Genomic DNA, 21,022 nt, shown 5'->3' with positions numbered 1-21,022 from the left:
GCTAGAAGGGCAATTCCTTCCCGCTGTATTCGACGAAGCGGAAGCCCCCGCCGCCGGCCCGCTCGACCACGTCGGCAAGGCCGCTGACACTTTCCTCCACGGTCAGCTTGGCGCTGTGGCCGCCCATGTCGGTCTGCACCCAGCCGGGATGCAGCGCGAGCACCTCGATAGCGCGCGGTCCCGCGTCCTGCTCGGCAATGCCCTTCGCCAGCATGTTGAGCGCGGTCTTGCTGGTGCGGTAAAGCTCGTACCCGCCGGAACTTTCGGCGATCGACCCCATCAGCGAGGACATCACCGCCAGCGTGCCTCCATCCTTCAGCGCCGGCAGCAGCGCCTTGGCGGCGGCGGCCGGACCGAAGGCGTTGGTCATCATCACATCGGCCACCTCGTCACGGGTCGCCTGCTCGGCGGACTGGTGCTGCGCCCCGGTAATACCGGCGTTGATGACGATGGCATCGAGGCTAGCGTCGTCGAAGCCGAGGTCGGCGTATGTCCCCGTATCCGTCACGTCCGCCGTCACGATGCGCAGGCCATCCCCCTCCAGCGCGTGCAGTTCGTCACTGCGGTCGCGCTCGCTCGCGGTGACGTGCCAGCCGCGCTTCATGAATTCGCGCACGAGGCCGAGCCCGATCCCGCGCGAGGCGCCGAGGATGAATACCGATTTGTCTGCCATGAAAGTCTTCCGCTGCTTGAGGATGCGGCACAACAGCGGCTGGATGGCGCCGATGTTCCGAGACGGTCAGCGGCGGCGGTAGCGGAAGTACCAGACCTCGTGTCCGAACACGGTGCGCGCCTTGTGTTCGTAGCGCGTTTCGCACCAGCCGCCGGGCCGGTTTTCCCAGCTCGCGCGGTCCTCTGCCAGCCATTCGAATTCGCCGGTGAAGCGCTGCATCACCATCAGCGCGTGGCGCAGGTAGATGTCGTGATCGGTGCCGAAGCGGAATTCGCCGCCGGGCTTCAGCTTGTCGGCGATCATCCGCACCGGCCCGTCGTTCATCATCCGGCGCTTGGCATGGCGCGCCTTGGGCCAGGGATCAGGATGGAGGAGGTAGACGAAACTGAGCGATCCGTCGGGGATACGCTCCAGCACTTCCAGCGCGTCGCCGTGCTGCAGCCGGACGTTGGCGAGGCCCATGTCGCGGACATGGCCGAGTGCGCCTGCCACCCCGTTGAGGAAGGGCTCGGCCCCGATGAAGCCGTGATTGGGGAGCATGTCTGCGCGATAGGCCAAGTGCTCGCCCGCGCCAAAACCGATTTCGAAATGGAGCGGGCAATCCTCCCCGAACAGGCGGCGCGCGGTAATCTCGCCTTCGTCCGGCACCGCGATCTGCGGGAGCAGCCGGTCGACGAGGTCCTGCTGGGCCTTGCGCAGCGGCTTGCCCTGACTGCGGCCGTACAGCCTGCCGATGGTCGTCGGATCGCCTTCCTTGTGCGCGCTCATGGCAGCCCCTTTAGCGCGCTGGACACCACGCTCAAGCCGCGCATGCGAAAACGCCCCGGAGCATGGCTCCAGGGCGTCCTCGCTGTTCCCGTCCAGGAGAATGGCGGTAAGATTCGTGTCAGGCAGCTTCGGCCTGCTCGTCCGGGTCGCGCAGCACGTAGCCGCGACCCCATACGGTCTCGATGTAATTGTCGCCGCCGCATGCGTGGCTCAATTTCTTGCGCAGCTTGCAGATGAAAACGTCGATGATCTTCAGTTCGGGTTCGTCCATGCCGCCGTACAGGTGGTTGAGGAACATTTCCTTGGTGAGCGTGGTGCCCTTGCGGAGCGAAAGCAGCTCCAGCATCGCATATTCCTTGCCGGTCAGGTGAACGCGGGCGCCATCGACTTCGACGGTTTTCGCATCGAGGTTCACGGCCAGCTTGCCGGTGCGGATGACCGACTGGCTGTGGCCCTTCGAACGGCGCACCACGGCGTGGATGCGAGCGACCAGTTCTTCGCGGTGAAAGGGCTTGGTCACGTAATCGTCGGCACCGAAGCCGAAACTGCGGATCTTGGACTCCATTTCGGAAACGCCCGACAGGATCAGGACCGGCGTCTGCACCTTGGCGACGCGCAGTTTCTTCAGCACGTCATAGCCGTGCATGTCGGGCAGGTTCAGGTCGAGCAGGATGATATCGTAATCATACAGCTTGCCCAGATCGAGGCCTTCCTCGCCAAGATCGGTGGTATAGACATTGAAGCCTTCCGTCGTGAGCATGAGCTCGATCGCTTTCGCGGTCGTCGGCTCGTCCTCGATCAGCAGCACCCTCATATCCGGTCCCCTAATTCTCCCCGGCAACCGTGCCGGTAACCCCATGGCAAACAGTCTTGCCGCTTGTTAACCACACAAGGTGTGAAAGAAAAAGGTTAACAACGGGTAACCGGAGGCTGAGCTTTTACGCTGAGTCTTTCGGGTCACACCCGTGTTTCGGATTTCCTCGGCGCTGCTTCCTCCGCCGGGACTTCGTTCCGGCTGCGGGGCGCCTGCGGGCGGCCGCTTGGCCTTTGGCGGCGCCTTTGCGCCGCTAGGGGTAGCGACGTGCTTCCTTAACCCAGCTTCTTGGCGCGCCGGCGTTGCACGCTGCTGCCGATGCCGGCCGCCTCGCGATACTTGGCCACCGTGCGACGGGCGATGTCGAAGCCTTCGGCCTTTAAAAGCTCGACCAGCTTGTCGTCCGACAGGATCTTCTTCGGATCTTCCGCATCGGTCAGTGCCTGGATGCGCGCCTTCACCGCTTCCGCACTGGCGCCTTCGCCATCCGAGCTGGAGACGCCGCTGCTGAAAAAATACTTCAGTTCGAACGTGCCGCGGTCGCAATGCAGGTACTTGTTGCTGGTCACGCGGCTGACCGTGCTTTCGTGCATGTCGATCGCCTCGGCCACTTCGCGCAAGGTGAGGGGGCGCAGCTGGGACACGCCTTTGCGAAAAAAGCCTTCCTGCAGCTTCACGATCGCCTCGCTCACTTTCAGGATGGTCTTCTGCCGCTGGTCGAGCGCCTTGATGAGCCAGTTTGCGTCGGCCAGCTTCTCGCCCAGCCAGGCGCGGCTTTTCTTGTCGCTCGCGCCGTTTTTCAGGTCGAGGTAATAGTCCCGGTTGACCACCAGCCGGGGGAGCGTCGCGGCGTTCAGGCGAATACGCCAATTAGTACCTTGGCCGGCATCCTGCGCGGAAATCAACACGTCGGGCACCACCGCGCCTGCGGTGTTGTCGCCGAACTTCAGGCCCGGCTTCGGGTCGTATCCGCGGATTTCGGCGATCATGTCGGCGAAATCCTCGTCGTCGACGCCGCAGAACCGCTTTAGCCTGGCGATATCGCCCCGGGCGATCAGGTCGAGGTTTTCGAGCAGCGCCTCCATGCACGGGTCGAAGCGATCGGCCTCCTTCGCTTGCAGGGCGAGGCATTCGGCTAGGCTGCGCGCGCCGACACCCGTGGGATCGAGCGATTGCAGCACCTCCAGCGCCGCTTCCACCTCTTGCTCCTGCGCGCCCAGTTCGCCGGCGATGTGCCGCAGCGGGGTGGCAAGATAGCCCGCTTCGTCGAGCAGCCCGATCATGTGCACGGCGATGAAGGCGGTGCGCGCATCGGGCGATGCCGCGCCCACTTGCGCGTGCAAGTGTTCGGCCAGCGTCGGCCCGCCGTCGCCCTGTTCGGCGATGTCGGGGCCTTCCTCGCCATAGGATGCGCTCGCTGCGCCGAAGTCGCCCGTATCGCGGTCCCGGTCGAGACTGTCGGGATCGATGTCGAGCGCGCTGTCGCCCTCCATCGAATTGTCGGCGGCGGTTTCCTCTGCCGGGGGCACGTCGTCGACCCCATCTTCACGCCGGACCTCGCCTGCTTCGAGCAGCGGATTGCTTTCCAGCGCGTCGGAAATGAAAGTCTCGATCTCGAGGTTCGACAGCGCCAGCAGCTTGATCGCCTGCTGCAGCTGCGGCGTCATCACCAGCGATTGCGACTGGCGCAGGTCGAGCCGTGGGCCCAGTGCCATGATCAGCGCCCCGTTGGCAGGCTCACAGCGTGAACTCTTCGCCGAGGTAAAGGCGGCGCACGTTCTCGTCGGCGACAAGCTCGTGCGGCGTGCCCGCGAACAGCACTTCGCCACCATAAATGATGCAGGCGCGGTCGACGATTTCCAGCGTTTCTCGCACGTTGTGGTCGGTGATCAGCACGCCGATCCCGCGCGTCTTGAGGTCGACCACGAGATCGCGGATGTCGCTGATGGACAGCGGGTCGATCCCGGCGAAAGGTTCGTCCAGCAACATGATAGAAGGCTTGGCCGCCAGCGCCCGGGCGATTTCGCAGCGCCGCCGCTCGCCGCCCGAAAGTGCCATCGCGGCGCTGTCGCGCAGGCGTGTCAGGCCAAATTCGTCGAGCAGACGCTCCAGCTCCTTCTCGCGGAATTCGCGGTCGGGTTCGACCATTTCGAGGACGCTGGCGATGTTCTGTTCCACCGTCATGCCACGAAAGATGCTGGTTTCCTGCGGCAGGTAGCCGAGGCCCAGGATCGCGCGGCGATACATCGGCAGCTTCGTCACATCGACGCCGTCCATCAGGATGCGGCCGGCATCGGGGCGCACCAGGCCCATGATCGAATAGAAACAGGTCGTCTTGCCCGCGCCGTTGGGGCCGAGCAGGCCGAGCACCTCGCCCTTGCCCACGGTAAGGGAGATATCGGTGAGGACCTGCTTCTTGTCGTAGCTCTTGGCGATGGAGACGACTTCCAGCCCGCCCTGCGGAATGGGCGGGGCGGCGCTGGCCGGGATGTCGGCCATGGCCGGGCTGGCATCGGCGGGCGGGGCGTCGTCGAGAGCACTCATGCGAAGCGCCTTAGCACGCTCGGCGGCGCTGAAAAGCCTTGCCGGCGCGGATTGGCCCGAAACGTGCTTAACCGTCGTTGGCAGCGGCCCGAATGGCGGATCAGCCGCGGCCGCCCTGGTTGCGTTGCAGGTTGGCGAGGGCTTCACGCAGGGCGCGTTCGCTTTCCTCGAAATCCATTTTCGGGCGTGCCGGCTGCGCCGTTTCGGTGGGCTGGCGGGCGAAGGGCACCGTGTTGTCGGGCGTCTCGTCCTGCGGTTCGAACATTTCTTCCACGACAGGAGCCGGGCGTGCGGCGAAATCGCTCTGTCCCGGGAAAACGACCATCGGCTGATCGTCTTCATCTTCTTCCGGCAGGTCGATACGGATCGGCTCGGCCTTGGCGTCCGCGAACGGATTGCGCATCGCCAGCAGCGAGCTGTAGCCGCCGTCTTCCTCGTCCTCGGCGTATTCCTCGTCGAAATCCTCGGCGTCGAACGCGTGGCCGAAGTTCACCGGGATCATGGCGGCGGGCATTTTGGTGACGGCTGCTTGTGGTCGCTCGCTCGCCCTTGCTGCGGCATGCTGCGGCTCGTCGGCCCTGAAGTCGAGACGCGGCGAAAGATGCGCGGCTTCCACGGCGTGGAGCGGCAGCGAGAAATCGAGTGCGGAGAGGTCGATGTCGCCCTCTTCCTCGTCTTGGTGGCTTTCGGCAGCCATGCTGTCCGGCGCCGGCGCGGCAATGACAGGCTCTTCCTTTGCCACCTCGGCGCGCGGCGAGGGCCGATCGCGCAGGGCAGCGCCGAGGCGCTCGACGAGATCGCCCAGCGGCGCGTCGGCCAGGGTCTCGCGGGTTTCTTCCAGCCGTTCCTCGGCTGCGGCCTGCGCTTCCGCTGCGCGCGAGGCCTTCTCGGCCTCGCGTTCTTCACGGGCGAGGCGTTCGGCTTCCTCGCGTGCACGGGCTTCTGCCGCAGCGGCTTCGCGCTGTGCGGCGAGCGAAGGGGCGGCAAAGGCGAGGGGCGCGTCTTCGGCGCTGTCCTCGTCGTCTTCGTCACCCTGCTCGATCACTGCGGACAGCGGATCGGCGAGCACCGAGGGGGTCGGCGCGGCAAAGTCCTGCATCGGCGGCTCCGCGAAAGCGGCGCTAGCCGCTTCTGCGGGCGGTGCGAATGGCGCGGATGCCGGCGCTGCGAAATCGGACGGCGGCTCGCTGTCCGCTGCGCCGAATATCTGCCGCGTGTCTTCCTCGGCTTCCTCGGCGGGTTCTTCCTGCGCCGACATGACCGCGAAGTCCTGGATCGGCTCGGCCGGCGCAGCTGCGGCCGGTGCCTCGTTACGGAAGGGGGCCATGGGGTCCTCGTCGTGAGTGGGTTCGGGCGTGGGTTCGGGCATGGGTTCGCTCATGGCCTGGGGCTCGCTTTCGAATTCCTGCGGGGGCGCGAAGGCCCCGAGTTCCAGCGCATCGTCCTCGTAATCGTCCTCGTGCACATCGAGTTCGAAAGGCTCGTCCGCCGCCGCGCTCATGCCGACGGGAAGAGCGGGTGCCGGCTGGGGGCGGGCGAAGGCGCCGACCGGGTCGGCCATTGCCATTGGCGCGGCGGGTTCCGGATCGGAAGACACCATGGCCTCGACGATGTCCTGCGGTCCGGCAGGACCGGTCGCATCCTCGCCGAATTCGCCGCCCGGAACGGGTACGGTATAGAGGAATTCGCTCGGTGTGCTGCTCTCGTCCGTTACCGCGAGGGCCCGGCGGCGACCGGGCAGGGTCGCGCGGCCGAATTCCCTGGGATCGGTGCGTTCGGCGGGCTCATCGTCTGCCGGCGCGGGCGATTCGATGCGGTCGGCCTCAATCTCGTCGACATTGAGCGGCCGCGGCACGGCGAGGCCGCGGGTCTCTGCCACGCGGCGGACCTTGGGCGCTTTCGGCGCGGACTGCATGCCGGCGACCTTGCGGGCCAGCAGGAAGCCGAGGATCGCGCCGACCAGCGCAGCGGTCCCGCCCAGCAGCATGCGGGCCGTCAGCCCCAGCGGCGGCGCAGCTGCGGGCACGATGGCCGGCAGTCCGGTCGCGGCGATCACGCCTTCGAGCAACGCCGCGGGAAGCACGAGGAACCCGATGCCGAGCAGGGCGGCGAACCACAGTGCAACGATCGCCGGAAATGCAGGGTGCGTGGCAACCGACGGCCTTGCCGCCTTGCGCTCCGCTCCGTTCTTCGCAGTCTTGCCCACCAAACCAGCCTTTCGTCCAGGTGCGCGGCCTATGCGGCAGCGCTTGCGACCCCGGAATTCGGCCTCGGAGCTAGCAAGGCTTGGTAAACATCCTGATAACGCTGACTGTTGCGGGCCCAGTCGTGGCGCTCGGCGACATGGCGCCTGGCCGCAGCGCGAATGGCGGGCCAGCTGTCCTTGCGGTCGATCAGGGCGGCAAGGCTGGCGGCGAGCGCGGCGGGATCGTCGGGCGCGAACAGCACGCCGGTTTCGCCGTCCGTCATCAGTTCGCGGTGCCCGCCGATGTCGGAGGCTGCGACCAGCTTGTCCTGCGCCATCGCCTCCAGCGGCTTCAGCGGCGTGACCAGTTCGGTCAGCCGGCTGGCCTTGCGCGGATAGGCCATGATGTCGGCGAGCGCGTAATAGCGTGGCACTTCGCCATGCGGCACGCGGCCGGTGAAGACGATGCTGCCCGAGGCGGAGGATGCGGCGGCCTGCGCTTTGAGCGCTGCCTCTTCCTGCCCCCCACCGACCAGCAGCAGCTTCGAGTCGGGATGGGCTTCCACCAGCGCGGGCATGGCGGCGATCAGGTCGTCGATCCCCTCGTAGGGATAGAAGCTGCCGATGAAGGCGATGACCGGACCTTCGCCGAGGCCCAGTTCCTCTGCCAGCACATCGTCGCGCGGCGCCGCTTCGCCGAACAGCGCCAGGTCGACCCCGTTGGGCATGATGCCGATTTTGCCGCCGTTGTGCCCGCGCGCGACGAGGTCTTCGCGCAGGCCCTTGCAGATGGTGAAGACCGCATCGGCCCCGGCGACGGCGCGGTTCTCCAGCTCGCGCGTCAGGCGGTACTTGAGCGATTGGTCGCGCCCCGTCCCGTTTTCGACCGCGGCGTCTTCCCAGAAGGCGCGGATCTCGTAGACGACCGGGATGCCCAGCGTCCGGCCCGCGCGGATCGCGGCGAGACCGTTCAGCGCCGGGGAATGGGCGTGCAGCACGTCGGGCTTCCAGTCGCGGGCGACGCGCTCGATCGCGCGGGCGAGCGCGCCGATCTCGCGCCATTCGCGCAGACCCGGCGGACCCTTGGCGATGCCGTTCGCGCGATGGAAGGAGAGGCCGTCGACCTCCTCCTCGCGCGGGCCGGGCTCCGGATGGCGCAGGCCGGTAATCCCCGCCACGTCGAGTCCGCTCGCCGCCTGTGCGTGCATGATCGCCCGCGTGCGGAAGGTGTAGCCCGAATGGACGGGCAGCGAGTGGTCGAGGACATGGAGGATGCGAGGGAGGATGCGGGTCATGACCCGATGCGATCTGCCACAGTTTGCTTAACGCGCCGTCAACCGCCCGGTGGTAGGCCGCCCGGGTGATTGACAATCTCGCCATCGGTGTGAGCCATGCGCTCATCCTCTACGTCTGCTGGCAGCTGCTGCTGCGCGACGACCTGGACGATGGCACCGTCGTGCCCCCCGAAGCCGCGGGGGAAATGCCCACGAGGATGAGTGCCGGGGCCCGCCACAGGGCGGCGATGGCGGCACGCGACAAGGCGGACGGGGAGAGCAGAAGCGATGCTTGACCTCGCTCTGGTCCTGTTCGTGCTCGGCCTGATCGCGCTGGGCTTGCGGCGCCCCTTCATTTGGGTACTCGCCTATCTTTACGTCGACATCGTCGCGCCGCAGAAGATCGGCTGGACGCTGATGCCCTCGCTCAAGATCTCGCTGGTCACCTTCGTCCTGGCGTTCGGCGGCTGGCTGTTGTTCGACAACAAGCACGGCAGCCGCCTGTCGGTGCGCATGGGGCTGATGTTCGCGCTGCTGGCGTGGTGCGCTTTTACGACGAGCTTTGCCGATTTCCCCGAAGCAGCGGCGGAAAAATGGTCGTGGGTGTGGAAGTCGATGCTGTTCGCGCTGTTCCTGCCCTTGGCTCTTCGGACCAAGCTGCGGCTGGAGGCGGCGATAACCGTGCTCGTCCTGTCGATGAGCGCGATCGTGATTTCCGGCGGCATCAAGACGATCTTCGGTGGCGGCGGTTACGGCGTCCTCGTTACGCTGACGCAGGACAATTCGGGCATTTACGAAGGCAGTACGCTCTCGACCGCGGCCATCGCGGTGATCCCCCTGATCTGGTGGGTGGCGCGCCACACAACGCTGCTGCCCGCCCGCCACCGGCTGACCATGCTCTATGCCGCGGGCATGACCTTCGCCTGCCTGCTGATCCCGGTGGGCACCTCCACCCGCACGGGCCTGCTGTGCATCGCGGTTCTCGGCCTGCTGCTGCTGCGCACGGTCAGGCACCGGTTCCTCTATATCGGAGCGGCGGCGGCGCTGGGCCTGCTCTCGCTGCCTTTCCTGCCGAACAGCTTCCAGGAGCGGATGGGCACGATCACCAGCTACCAGGCAGACGAAAGCGCCTCCACCCGCGTGCAGGTGTGGAAGTGGACGCTCGATTTCGTGAGCGATAAGCCGCTCGGCGGCGGGTTCGACGCCTTCCTCGGCAACAGCTTCACTTACGAGACGGTGGAGAAGGTCGACGTCGGTGGCGGTGTGGTCGAGATGCAGCGGCAGGAAGTGACCGATGAAGGCCGCGCCTTCCATTCCGCCTATTTCGAGGTCCTGGGCGAGCAGGGCTTCGTCGGCTTCGGCCTGTGGGCGCTGCTCCACCTGACCGGGCTTGTCGGCATGGAGCGATTGCGGCGCAGGCTGCGCAAGTCGGGCGATCCGGCGATGGCGCGCTGGGCCGCGCTCGCCAATGCGCTGCAACAGGTGCAGGTCGTCTTCCTGTTCGGTTCGCTGTTCGTGGGCATCGCCTACCAGCCCTTCATCCTGATCGTCCTGTCGATGCAGATCGCGCTGGCACATGCGATCCGCAGCGACGATGCCCGGCTGGCTGAGGATGAGCGCAAGGCACGGCTGGCGCAGCACCGGGCGCGCAAGATGCCCGGGAAGGCTTTCGGCGGAGCGACCGCGTGATCGCGCCGCCCCTGCCGCAGGGCGGGCGACCCGCGATCCCGCAGTTGCACCAGCTGACGGGGCTGCGCGGTATCGCGGCGTGGTTCGTGGTGTTCTACCACATCCGCCTGGCAAGCCTGGACCTGTTTCCTGGCGATGTGATCGCCGTGTTCGCCCGCGGCTACCTCGCCGTGGACCTGTTCTTCATGCTGTCGGGCTTCGTCATGTGGCTCAATTACGGCGCGCGACTGCGCAGCGAGGGCTGGGGCGGCGCGCCGGCCTTCTGGTGGAAGCGGATCGCGCGCATCTGGCCGCTGCACATGGCGGTTCTCGCCGCGATGATAGCCTTCGTCGCGGTGCTGGTCGCAACCGGCAGGCCGACCGAAGGATACCCGATCGCGGAACTGCCGCTGCACATCCTGTTGCTGCAGAACTGGGGTTTCACGCACGAACTCAGCTGGAACGACCCGGCATGGTCGATCAGCACGGAACTGGCTGCCTATGTCGTATTCCCCGCACTCGTGCTCGTCGCACGGTGGGAGCGGCTGCGGCCCGGCGCGCTGTGTGCGTTGCTGGCCCTGCTGCTCGCTGCGCTGTGGGCCGTGTTCGAGGCGAATGGCCACGACCGGCTGGGGCAGGACATCGCCGGGCTCGGCCTGTGGCGGTGCCTGCTGGGTTTTGCCGCCGGGATGGTTTTGGCGCTTGTCTGGCAAGCAATGTCCGCGCGTGTCAGCGGCCCTGCGATCCCGGCCCTGGGCGCAATTGCAGCACTGGTAGCCGGGTTCGGGCTGGGCCTGCCGGAGACCGCCTTCGTCCCTGCCACCTTCGCTTGCATCCTGCTGGCGCTGGCGCTGGATCGCGGCATCGCCAGCCGGCTGCTCGGCAGCGCGCCGCTGCGCTGGCTGGGCGACGTATCGTACGCGACCTACCTCACGCATTTCTTCCTGTTCATCCTGTTCAAGATCGCCTTTGTCGATGATAGCGGCCAGCTGACCGCGGGCACGCTCGCTCTGTTCCTCGTGCTTGTGTTGGCGGTGTCGGCGGCGGCCTTCCACCTGTTCGAAAAGCCCGCCCAGCGCTGGATGAACGCGCGCCGCCCGCGCCTGTTCGGCGGAACGCCTGCCCGCCTGCCGAATTGATTCATCGATAGAAGCGCCGCCAGACGCCCGATGGGGCGCGCCAGCATGCCGTAACGTCGCCGCAAACGCATTTGCGTGGGCGGGCATGCTGGGCCATGAAGCGCGCAATCCCGCGCGACTCAGCGCAAGATCGGCAGGAAAAGGAGAGAGGCATGAGCCCCCAGGACATCGCAGCCAAGGTCGGCGAAAACATCGGCACCAGTGAATGGGTCGAAATGAGCCAGGAACGCATCAACCAGTTCGCCGAAGCGACCGGCGACCACCAGTTCATCCACGTGAACGAGGAAGCGGCCAAGATGACGCCTTTCGGCGGCACCATCGCCCACGGCTTCCTGACGCTGTCGATGATCCCGTACCTGACCGCGGAAAGCGACGTTCCCCGGCCAGACGGCATCAAGATGGCCGTCAACTACGGCGGCAACAAGACGCGCTTCATCAACCCGGTGCGCAGCGGCAAGAAGATCCGCGGCCACTGGAAGCTCACCGAAATGACCGAGAAGCGCCCCGGCCAGTGGCAGCAGGCATGCGAGATCACCATCGAGATCGAAGGCGAGGAAAAGCCCGCCCTGATCACCGAATGGATGACGATGTACTTCGTCTGATCGCCGCGAGCCGCGAAAACCTCAAAACCATAAAGGAATACCTCCATGTCACGTGACGCAGTCATCGTCTCCACCGCCCGCACCGCCATCGGCCGCGCCTACAAGGGCGGCTTCAACGACACGAAGGGCGCCACGCTCGGCGCCTATTCGCTGAAACCTGCGATGGAACGCGCCGGGATCGATCCGGGCGAGGTGGACGACGTGCTGTGGGGCGCCGCGTTGCAGCAGGGCGCGCAGGCCGGCAACCTAGGCCGCCAGGTCGCGCTGCGGGCGGGCTGCCCCATCGGCGTGTCCGGCATGACCATCGACCGCCAGTGTTCCAGCGGCCTGATGAGCATCGCTACCGCCGCCAAGCAGATCATTACCGACCGGATGGATATCGTCGCTGCCGGCGGCCAGGAATCGATCAGCCTGGTGCAGACGCCGGAAATGCGCGTCATGCCCGACCCCGAACTGATGGCGATGCACGGCGCGATCTACATGCCGATGCTCAACACCGCGGAAACCGTGGCCAAGCGCTATGGCATCAGCCGCGAGGCGCAGGACGAATATGCGCTGCAGAGCCAGCAGCGCACCGCCGCCGCGCAGGCTGCGGGCAAGTTCGATGACGAGATCGTCCCCGTCACCACCACGCACAAGGTGAAGGACCGCGAAACCGGCGAAGTCAGCGATGTCGAAGTCACCATCGACAAGGACGAAGGCAACCGCCCCGAGACCACGCTGGAAGGCCTGTCGAACCTGAAGCCGGTGATGGGCGAAGGCATGACCATCACCGCGGGCAACGCCAGCCAGCTGTCCGATGGCTCCAGCGCCAGCGTGCTGATGGAAGCAAAGGTTGCCGAAAAGCGCGGCCTGACCCCGCTCGGCCGCTATGTCGGCATGGCGGTCGCCGGGACGGAGCCGGACGAAATGGGCATCGGCCCGATCTTCGCCATTCCCAAGCTGCTCGAACGCTTCGACCTCAAGGTCGACGACATCGGCCTGTGGGAGCTGAACGAGGCCTTCGCGGTGCAGGTGATCTATTGCCGCGACAAGCTGGGCATCGACAACGATCTGCTCAACGTCAACGGCGGCTCAATCTCCATCGGCCACCCCTATGGCATGACCGGGGCGCGCTGCACCGGCCACGCGCTGATCGAAGGTAAACGTCGAGGGGCGAAATATGTCGTCGTGACCATGTGCGTCGGCGGCGGCATGGGCGCAGCGGGGCTGTTCGAAGTCCTCTAAGCTCCCCAAAAAGCGAAAAAATATGGCGGCCCGCGGGAAACCCGGGCCGTCTTTTTCGTAAATAACATATGTCAAAAACGCGCATTTCCGGCCGAATGGCAGGCCTTGCCCTTTCGCTGGCCGCACTGACTGCCGCTGCGTGCGACGCACCACCGGACGATCGCTCCGGCCCAGCAAAGACGGAGCGCGTGCAAGTGAGCGGCGCACCCGTTTCCGGCGACGAGGTGGTCGCAGCCCCCGGTGCCCGCCACTCCTCCGCCTACACCAGTCTCGATCTCGATGCGTGCAAGGTGACTGCTTTTGAAAGCGAAGAGGGCCAATGGGTCGAGCGGACCTGCCCCGGCTATCGCGGGATACCCCTGTTCGTCGATGACGGCGACGGTCGGTTCGACATCGATGCCGGCGTGCGTGGAGAAAGCTTCCAGACCCTCGGGGCCTTCAACAATCCACCCGAAACGATTGAGTGGCGGCTGGAAGATGGCGCGCCGTTTGCCATCATCTACCGCCTCTTCGATGCGACCGAACAGGCGCAGGGCCGCACGGTCCTGATGGTCGAGCGCATCGGGACGGAGGAGCAAGCGGGCTGCACGATCGGGCAAGTCGCGGGCAGTGTGGACAAGGCCAATCGCCGGGCACGCGAACTGGCCGATACGCTCGCTGTCGGTTTCGATTGCACCGGAGCCGAACCGCGTATGGTCGGAGATGACGCGCGTTAGACTTGCCATCACTTCGGTGCGGGCGCATCGTGCCGCGCCATGGGCATCATGGAAATCATCGGACTGGCCGGAAGCGTCAGCCTGCTCGCTGGTTGGCGTCTTTACCTTTGCGTGCTCGCCACCGGCCTCGCCATGCGGCTGGGGGCGATCCCATTGCCGGACCATCTCGCCTCGCTCGACGTGCTGGCAAATCCGTGGGTGATGGGCATCGCCGCCATCGGCGCGCTGGCGGAGTTCTTCGCCGACAAGGTCGTATGGCTCGACAGCGTGTGGGACACGATTCACACGCTGGTGCGGCCGGTGGGGGGCGCGCTGCTGGCGCTGGCCATCGTCGATCCCGCAGACCCCGCGATGCAGGTCATTGCCTTCCTGCTCGGCGGAGGCGGCGCCTTGCTGGCCCATGGCGGCAAGGCGAGCGCGCGGGCGGTCGTCAACACCAGCCCCGAGCCGGTCAGCAACGTCGCGGTCTCGACGATGGAAGACGTGGCGACGGCGGGCCTGCTGTATCTAGCCTACGAATACCCGGTCGCGGCGGGGATCATCGCGTTGGTGCTTCTTGCGCTGGTGATCTGGCTGCTGATCGTCGCGCGCCGGGTCATCCGCCGCATCTTCAGCTTCGGCAAGCCGCGGCAGCCTCCGCCAAGCGCGTGATCAGCCGCCCGTGGCAGGGTGTGACGCCATCCATTCCTCGACCACGGGCGCGATCTGTTCGCGCCACTTGCTGCCATTGAAGATGCCGTAATGGCCCGCGCCGGGCGCGAGGTGGTATTTCTTGTGCTTCATCGACAGGCCGGGCGTGATGTCGAGCGCGGCGCGGGTCTGGCCGATGCCGGAAATATCGTCACGCTCGCCCTCGATGGCCAGGATCGCGGTGTCGGTGATGGCGCCGAGGTCCACCAGTTCGCCGCGGTGCATGAATTCGCCCTTCGGCAGCGAGTGCTTCTGGAACACCTCCTCCACCGTCTGGAGGTAGAATTCCGCCGTCATGTCGCAGACGCTGCGGTATTCCTCGTAGAAATCCTTGGTCTTCTCCGCGCTCTCGTCGTCGCCGGCGCGCAGGTGTTTGAACATCTCGTAGTGGCTCATCATGTGCTCGCCCAGGTTCATGGTCATGAACCCGGCCAGCTGCAGGAAGCCCGGATAGACACGCCGTCCGGCGCCTTCGTATTGCAGCGGCACGGTGGTGATCACTTGCGTGCGGAACCACGCGAGCGGGCGCTGCATGGCAAGGTCGTTGACCGTGGTGGGCGACTGGCGCGTGTCGATCGGCCCGCCCATCATGGTGAGCGTCACGGGGCGGTTGGGATCGCCCGACTTGGCCATCACCGCCGTTGCCGCCAGCGCGGGGACGCTGGGCTGACACACGGCGAGCATGTGCGCATCCGGCCCGATCACGCCGAGGAAGTCGATCAGGTAATCAATGTAATCGTCGAGGTCGAAAGTGCCCTTATCGACATTGACGGTGCGCGCATCGGCCCAGTCGGTGACCCAGACTTCCGCGCTTTCCACCATCCGCGCAACCGTGCCGCGCAGCAGCGTGGCGTAATGACCGCTCATCGGGGCGACGATCAGCAGGCGGGGCGCATCTTCGGGCAGGCCGTCGCGCTTGAAATGCCTGAGATCGCCGAACGCGCGGCGCTCGACCACGGTTTCGGTGACCGCCATGTCTTTCCCGTCCACGGGCACGGTCTCGATCCCGAAGGCGGGCTTGCCGTAGCTTGCCGAAGCGTGGGAAAACACGTCGAGCGCGCTCGCCATCATCGGCGTGAAACCAAGGTACCCGAGCGGGTTGCGCGGATTGGTCAGCCACTGCGCGCTAACAGCCGCCCAGGCGCTAGCGCCGGACAGGAACTGCCGCTGCATCTCGTAAGCGTTATAAAGCACTGTAATCCCCTGCTGGCCGCGCGAACTGGCGCTCGCGGGCGGTTCGTAGCCGCTATGTGGCGCTTTGCGTTTTATTGTGCAATGCAGCAGCGCCCGATTTGCTCCGGCAAGCGTGGCTTGTATCGGCGGCGCGAGGCCCCAGCTTTGCAGCGGCCAACCGCTGATGTAAGGCGTCCGTAATGCCCGAAACCCAAGACCAGCCAGAGCCGGACGCCGGCGCCATCGATGCCGCTGCGGCCAAGCCTGCGCGCTCGATCGGGCCGTTGGCGATGGTGTGGAAGGCGGCGCTGGCCTATCCCTCCAAGCTGGCGCTGGCGGGCGCGGCGCTGCTGGTGACGGCCTCTGCCACTCTGGCAATCCCGGCGGGCTTCAAGCTGATCATCGACCGCGGCTTTGCCGAAGGCGGCGATCCCGCCGATATCGGGCGCTGGTTCGAATATCTGCTGCTGATCGTAGTGGTGCTGGCCATCGGCACGGCATTGCGGTTCTATTTCGTCAGCTGGCTGGGCGAGCGCGTGGTCGCCGACATCCGCACCGACGTGCAGAAGAACCTGCTGCGCCTCTCGCCCGGCTTCTTCGAGGAAAATTCGCCGAGCGAGATCGCCAGCCGCCTGACCGCCGATACCGCGCTTATCGAGCAGGTCGTGGGCACCACCGTGTCCGTGGCTCTCCGCAACGTCATCATGGGCATCGGCGGGACGATCTATCTGTTCACTCTGGCGCCGCAACTGACCCTCGGCCTCGTCATCGGTATTCCGCTGGTCGTGCTGCCCATCGCGTGGTTCGGGCGGCGCATCCGCTCCGTCTCGCGGTCGAGCCAGGACCGGATCGCCGATGTCGGCTCGATGGTGGCGGAAACGCTCGGCGCGATGAAGATCGTCCAGGGCTTCAACCAGGAAGCGCGCGAACAGGCCCGCTTCGCCGGCGCGGTGGAGCGCACCTTCGACACGGCCCGGCGGCGCATCCTGCTACGCAGCGCGATGACCGCGATCATCATCCTGTTCATTTTCGGCGCGATCACCCTGCTCATGTGGCGCGGCGCGATCGGCGTGGCCGAAGGCACGATCAGCGGCGGCACCATCGCCGCCTTCGTGCTGACCGGCGGGCTGGTGGCGGGGGCATTCGGCGCGCTGACCGAGGTCTATGGCGAGCTGCTGCGCGGGGCCGGCGCGGCCAGCCGCCTGAATGAGCTGATGAAGGAAGAACCGGCGATCAAGGCGCCGGCGCGCCCGCAAGCCCTGCCGCAGCCACCGCGCGGGTCATTGTCCTTCCGCAACGTCACGTTCCGTTATCCTACGCGGCCCGACACGCCCGCGCTGGCCGATTTCAGCCTGACGGTAGAGCCGGGTGAGACCGTGGCGCTGGTCGGCCCTTCGGGGGCGGGCAAGTCGACCGTGTTCCAGCTGGCCGAGCGGTTCTACGATCCGCAGGCGGGTACCGTCAGGCTCGACGGCATCCCGCTCACGGCCGCCGATCCCGCCGACATCCGCCGGCGCTTCGCGCTGGTGCCGCAGGATGGCCGCCTGTTCGCCGCCAGTGCGCGGGACAACCTGCGCTATGGCAACTGGGACGCGAGCGACGCCATGATCTGGGAAGCGGCGGAGGCAGCGCACGCCAGCCGCTTCTTGCGCGACCTGCCGGAAGGGCTGGATTCGCAGCTGGGTGAAGGCGGCGCGCGCCTTTCCGGCGGGCAGCGCCAGCGCATCGCCATCGCCCGGGCGCTGCTGCGCGATGCGCCAATCCTGCTGCTGGACGAGGCGACCAGCGCGCTCGATGCGGAAAGCGAACGCGCGGTGCAGGCCGCGCTCGACACGCTGATGCAGGACCGCACCACGCTGGTTATCGCCCACCGCCTCGCCACCGTGCGCGCCGCTGACCGGATCGTGGTGATGGACGAAGGCCGGATCGTGGAGCAGGGCACCCATGCGGAGCTCAATGCGGCAGGCGGGCTCTATGCGCGCCTCGCCTCGCTGCAATTCCAGGATGCTGCCTGAGCCCTCGCGTTCGGGCCGCTTCGACGAACAGTGCCGGTTCATCGACGAAGCGTTAGAGAATACGGCAGTTTGCCGCTATTCTTGCGCGCATGCGCGCCGGCGGGGGTCCGGCGCGAGAATTTTTAGGGACAAGGATATTTCTATGCTTCGTACAATGCTCGCCGCAGGCGCCTCGCTCGCCGCGCTGGCCATGGCCGCACCAGCGCTCGCCCAGGACGGCGAAAGCACCACGCCGGAAATGGATTTCGGTAGCTGGGGCGTGCAGCCCGAACTGCTCGACCAGTCGGTCGATCCGGGCGACGACTTCTTCGACTACGTCAATGGCAAGTGGATCGACGCTAACCCGATCCCGTCCGAATATTCGCGCTTCGGTGCCTTCACCCTGCTCGGCGAGAAGTCGCGCGACGATGTGAAGGCGCTGGTCGACGAGCTGGAAGACGGCGATTTCGCCGCCGGCAGCACCGAGGCCCGCATCGCCACCGCCTACAAGTCCTACCTCGACACCGATGCGATCGATGCCGCGGGCATGGCCCCGGCCTATCCGTATCTCGGCGAGATCTACGGCGCTTCGAACCTGACCGAGCTGGCTGCCGTGATGGCGAAGCCCGGCATGCCGTCCCTCATCAGCGGCGGCGTGACCGTGGATAGCAAGGACCCGGACACCTACATCGTGGGCGTCGGCTTCGACGGCATGGGCCTGCCGGACCGCGACTACTACCTCGTCGATAACGAGCGTAACACCGCGATCCGTGCCGCCTACATGGATTACCTCACCTTCCTGCTCGACAAGGCCGGTTACGCCGATGCGGCGACCACGGCGCAGGCCGTCTACGCCTTCGAAAAGCAGGTCGCGATGGTGGAATGGGACCGCACCATGCTGCGCAACGCGGACCTCACCTACAACAAGCTGACCCGCGCGGAACTGGACGCGGCGACGGAAGGCTTCCCGCTCGCCACCATGCTCAATGCGATGGACCTGGGCGACGTCGATGCCTTCGACGTCAGCCAGATGCCGCCGACCGCCGAAGAGATCGAGACGCTCGGCCTCACGGCAGAAGACCTCGCCAAGATTGGCGGCGGCCTGCCGGCAATGGCGAAGCTGATCGCAAGCACCGACCTGCCGGTACTGCAGGCCTATCTCGCCAAGTCCTTCCTTAACAGCAATTCTTCGGTCCTTCCGAGCGACATCGATGCGGCTAACTTCGCCTTTTACGGCAAGACGCTATCGGGTGCGCAGGACCAGCAGCCGCGCTGGAAGCGTGCGATCGCGGCCACGCAGGGCATGCTCGGCGAACAGCTGGGCAAGGTCTATGTCGAGCGATATTTCCCCGCTGCCAGCAAGGAAGCGATGGACGAACTGGTCGCCAACCTGCGGCTCGCCATGGCGGACAGCATCGAGGAAAATGACTGGATGACGGCGGAAACGAAGGCGCAGGCCCTCGCCAAGCTGAATTCGTTCAATCCCAAGATCGGCTATCCCGACAGCTTTGAAACCTATGACGGGCTGACGATCACGTCCGACCCGCTGGCCAACCGCATGGCGGCGGCCGAATGGGGCATGAAGGACAACCTCTCCAAGCTCGGCACCGAGGTCGACAAGACCGAATGGTTCATGCTGCCGCAGACGGTGAACGCCTATTACAACCCGGTCTTCAACGAGATCGTGTTCCCGGCCGCCATCCTGCAGCAGCCGTTCTTCGGCGCCAGCGCCGACCCGGCCGTGAACTATGGCGCCATCGGCGGCGTGATCGGCCACGAAATCGGCCACGGTTTCGACGATCAGGGCGCGAAATACGATGCCACCGGCACGCTGCGCGACTGGTGGCAGCCGGAAGACAAGGCCCGCTTCACCGAGCTCGGCGATGCGCTGGCGGCCCAATATGACGCCTATTGCCCCTATGACGACGGCGAGACCTGCGTGAACGGCCGCTTCACGTTGGGCGAGAACATCGGCGACGTCGGCGGGCTCAGCCTTGCCTACCGCGCCTACCAGCTGTCGCTGAACGGCGAAGAGGCACCGGTGATCGACGGCCTGACCGGCGACCAGCGCTTCTTCCTCGCCTGGGCGCAGGTGTGGCGTGCCATGCAGCGCGAGGAAATCGGTCGGCAGCGCCTGCAGGTCGATCCGCACAGCCCGGAAGAGTACCGCGTGAATGGCGTGGTCCGGAACATCGACGCCTGGTACGATGCCTTCGGTGTCACCCCGGATGATGAACTGTACCTGCCGCCGGAAGAGCGCGTGAAGATCTGGTAAGCCTTCGCTTTTCCGATTAATCGCCGTTTGCGGGCCCGGGTCGCTTGACTCGGGCCCGCTTCGCTTTGAGGGGGTGCGCCCATGAACACCACGCTGACCGCAATCCTCCTCGGCATCGTCGAGGGCCTGACCGAATTCGTGCCCGTTTCCTCGACCGGGCACCTGATCCTGGCCTCTGAACTGTTCGGCTACGATGCCGCGCAGTGGGCCATGTTCAACGTGGTCATCCAGCTGGGCGCGATCCTGGCGGTGGTCTACCAGTACTGGACCACCTTCTGGAATGCCGGGATGGGGGTGCTGAAGCTGGAAAGCGAAGGGCTGCGCTTCGCCCGAAACATCATCCTCGCCTTCGTGCCGTCGGCCATACTCGGCCTGGCGCTGAAGGATTATATCGACATCATGCTCGGCAGCCCGTCGATCGTGGCGTGGGCGCTGATCATCGGCGGCATCGCCATCCTGGGCATCGAGAAGGTCGCCAACCCGCGCGGCGACACCAAGGTGGCCGACCTCCCCATGAAGCAGGTGATCGGCGTGGGCCTTGCCCAGTGCCTGGCGATGGTGCCGGGCGTCAGCCGTAGCGGCGCGACGATCATGGGCGCGCTTGCCATGGGCATCAATCGAAAGACTGCGGCGGAGTTTTCCTTCTTCCTCGCGGTGCCGACGATGATCGGGGCAACCACCCTGGAACTGATCCAGAAGGGGGACGAACTGACTGCCGGCACGATGACCGTCGGCTGGTACGAAATCGCCATCGGTTTCGCGGTCAGTTTCGTGGTCGCGCTGGTCGTGATCCGGGCCTTCGTCGCCTATGTCTCCAAGCACGGTTTCGCGCCGTTTGCGTGGTACCGGATCGTGATCGGCGCCGCCGCCGTCGCCTGGCTGGCGCTTCGTTAGCAACGGGAACACCGCTGCGTGGAACCCATTGCCACCATTCGACGTTATGGAATCACGTAACGCAAGAAAGGTGTCATGGGCATAGCCGTCCTCATATTGCTGGGTGCCGCGATCGGGTGGGCGATGTCCATCGGGTTTGCGGTCGACCGCACCGAAGGCATCGGCCTGTACGCAGGGGCGGCCGCGGCGGGTGCGCTGGTCTTTCCGATCCTGTCGCACGCCGTTTTCGGCACCAGCAATGTCTTTGCGGGCATTGTCGGTCTGGGGGCACTGGCTGCGGCGACCATAGGCTCGGTCCTCGCTGTATTCGCCTTGCGCTTTGCGAAGAAACACACGCTCGCCTGAGCGGCAGGGCCCACTTCACTTTCCGCGAAATCGCGTTCACA

General features: G+C 66.0%; 19 protein-coding genes. 11 read left to right on the top strand and 8 right to left on the bottom strand.

The features are described 5' to 3' along the window. Nucleotide 1 precedes the first annotated feature (1 nt). The 7 genes from QQW98_RS04065 to QQW98_RS04035 form a co-directional block, all read right to left on the bottom strand. Nucleotides 2-673 carry an SDR family NAD(P)-dependent oxidoreductase gene (locus tag QQW98_RS04065; protein WP_290136271.1) on the bottom strand — a complete coding sequence of 224 codons (672 nt, stop codon included), beginning with the start codon at nucleotides 671-673 and terminating at the stop codon, nucleotides 2-4. Nucleotides 674-739: 66 nt separating this feature from the next. Then, entirely contained in the window at nucleotides 740-1,441 is a 702-nt protein-coding gene (trmB, locus tag QQW98_RS04060; RefSeq protein WP_290136270.1) for a tRNA (guanine(46)-N(7))-methyltransferase TrmB, read from the bottom strand. 118 nt (nucleotides 1,442-1,559) lie between these two features. After that, nucleotides 1,560-2,255, bottom strand: coding sequence for a response regulator transcription factor CtrA (ctrA, locus tag QQW98_RS04055; RefSeq protein ID WP_290136269.1), 696 nt, complete (start codon nucleotides 2,253-2,255; stop codon nucleotides 1,560-1,562). Between the two features lie 275 nt (nucleotides 2,256-2,530). Beyond that, nucleotides 2,531-3,970: an RNA polymerase factor sigma-54 gene (rpoN, locus tag QQW98_RS04050; protein WP_290136268.1), complete on the bottom strand. Its 1,440-nt coding sequence runs from the start codon at nucleotides 3,968-3,970 to the stop codon at nucleotides 2,531-2,533. 22 nt (nucleotides 3,971-3,992) lie between these two features. Beyond that, nucleotides 3,993-4,754, bottom strand: coding sequence for an LPS export ABC transporter ATP-binding protein (gene lptB, locus QQW98_RS04045; RefSeq protein WP_290136853.1), 762 nt, complete (start codon nucleotides 4,752-4,754; stop codon nucleotides 3,993-3,995). A gap of 145 nt (nucleotides 4,755-4,899) precedes the next feature. After that, nucleotides 4,900-7,005 (bottom strand): hypothetical protein, encoded by a 2,106-nt coding sequence (locus QQW98_RS04040; protein ID WP_290136267.1) that lies wholly within the window; start codon nucleotides 7,003-7,005, stop codon nucleotides 4,900-4,902. Nucleotides 7,006-7,034: 29 nt separating this feature from the next. Next, nucleotides 7,035-8,279 (bottom strand): TIGR04063 family PEP-CTERM/XrtA system glycosyltransferase, encoded by a 1,245-nt coding sequence (locus QQW98_RS04035; RefSeq protein WP_290136266.1) that lies wholly within the window; start codon nucleotides 8,277-8,279, stop codon nucleotides 7,035-7,037. A 65-nt stretch (nucleotides 8,280-8,344) separates the two neighbouring features. On the opposite strand from QQW98_RS04035, the gene QQW98_RS04030 reads away from it, so the two are divergent. The 7 genes from QQW98_RS04030 (at nucleotide 8,345) to QQW98_RS04000 (ending at nucleotide 14,261) form a co-directional block, all read left to right on the top strand. Beyond that, complete coding sequence (locus tag QQW98_RS04030) at nucleotides 8,345-8,554, top strand: hypothetical protein (RefSeq protein WP_290136265.1); 210 nt, start codon at nucleotides 8,345-8,347, stop codon at nucleotides 8,552-8,554. Further along, the gene (locus QQW98_RS04025; RefSeq protein ID WP_290136264.1) at nucleotides 8,547-9,947 is read left to right on the top strand and encodes a putative O-glycosylation ligase, exosortase A system-associated; all 1,401 of its coding nucleotides are present in this window, start codon (nucleotides 8,547-8,549) and stop codon (nucleotides 9,945-9,947) included. The genes QQW98_RS04030 and QQW98_RS04025 overlap by 8 nt, the downstream gene beginning before the upstream one ends. Then, the gene (locus tag QQW98_RS04020; RefSeq protein WP_290136263.1) at nucleotides 9,944-11,065 is read left to right on the top strand and encodes an acyltransferase family protein; all 1,122 of its coding nucleotides are present in this window, start codon (nucleotides 9,944-9,946) and stop codon (nucleotides 11,063-11,065) included. Before QQW98_RS04025 ends, QQW98_RS04020 begins: the two co-directional genes overlap by 4 nt. A 152-nt stretch (nucleotides 11,066-11,217) precedes the next feature. Further along, nucleotides 11,218-11,667 (top strand): MaoC family dehydratase, encoded by a 450-nt coding sequence (locus tag QQW98_RS04015; RefSeq protein WP_290136262.1) that lies wholly within the window; start codon nucleotides 11,218-11,220, stop codon nucleotides 11,665-11,667. Between the two features lie 45 nt (nucleotides 11,668-11,712). Beyond that, the gene (locus QQW98_RS04010) at nucleotides 11,713-12,894 is read left to right on the top strand and encodes an acetyl-CoA C-acyltransferase (protein WP_290136261.1); all 1,182 of its coding nucleotides are present in this window, start codon (nucleotides 11,713-11,715) and stop codon (nucleotides 12,892-12,894) included. A gap of 95 nt (nucleotides 12,895-12,989) precedes the next feature. Beyond that, entirely contained in the window at nucleotides 12,990-13,610 is a 621-nt protein-coding gene (locus tag QQW98_RS04005) for a hypothetical protein (RefSeq protein ID WP_290136260.1), read from the top strand. 39 nt (nucleotides 13,611-13,649) lie between these two features. Then, complete coding sequence (locus tag QQW98_RS04000) at nucleotides 13,650-14,261, top strand: DUF4126 domain-containing protein (RefSeq protein WP_290136259.1); 612 nt, start codon at nucleotides 13,650-13,652, stop codon at nucleotides 14,259-14,261. On the opposite strand, the gene QQW98_RS03995 is transcribed toward QQW98_RS04000, so the two are convergent. Next, nucleotides 14,262-15,494, bottom strand: coding sequence for a polyhydroxyalkanoate depolymerase (locus QQW98_RS03995; RefSeq protein WP_290136258.1), 1,233 nt, complete (start codon nucleotides 15,492-15,494; stop codon nucleotides 14,262-14,264). Nucleotides 15,495-15,673: 179 nt separating this feature from the next. Here QQW98_RS03995 and QQW98_RS03990 point away from each other — a divergent pair, with 179 nt between their 5' ends. The 4 genes from QQW98_RS03990 (at nucleotide 15,674) to QQW98_RS03975 (ending at nucleotide 20,981) form a co-directional block, all read left to right on the top strand. Then, nucleotides 15,674-17,488 (top strand): ABC transporter transmembrane domain-containing protein, encoded by a 1,815-nt coding sequence (locus QQW98_RS03990; protein WP_290136257.1) that lies wholly within the window; start codon nucleotides 15,674-15,676, stop codon nucleotides 17,486-17,488. A 142-nt stretch (nucleotides 17,489-17,630) separates the two neighbouring features. Next, entirely contained in the window at nucleotides 17,631-19,742 is a 2,112-nt protein-coding gene (locus QQW98_RS03985) for a M13 family metallopeptidase (protein ID WP_290136256.1), read from the top strand. Nucleotides 19,743-19,823: 81 nt separating this feature from the next. Then, on the top strand, nucleotides 19,824-20,636 hold the full coding sequence (locus tag QQW98_RS03980) for an undecaprenyl-diphosphate phosphatase (protein ID WP_290136255.1): 813 nt from the start codon (nucleotides 19,824-19,826) through the stop codon (nucleotides 20,634-20,636). A gap of 75 nt (nucleotides 20,637-20,711) precedes the next feature. After that, a complete protein-coding gene (locus QQW98_RS03975; protein ID WP_290136254.1) occupies nucleotides 20,712-20,981 on the top strand; it encodes a hypothetical protein in 270 nt (89 codons plus the stop codon). Nucleotides 20,982-21,022 lie beyond the last annotated feature (41 nt).

The sequence above is a fragment of the Alteriqipengyuania flavescens genome (assembly GCF_030406725.1).
GTDB lineage: Bacteria > Pseudomonadota > Alphaproteobacteria > Sphingomonadales > Sphingomonadaceae > Alteriqipengyuania_B > Alteriqipengyuania_B flavescens.
The sequence above is the reverse complement of the archived record's forward strand: the minus strand, read 5'-3'. Positions and strand labels throughout refer to the sequence as shown.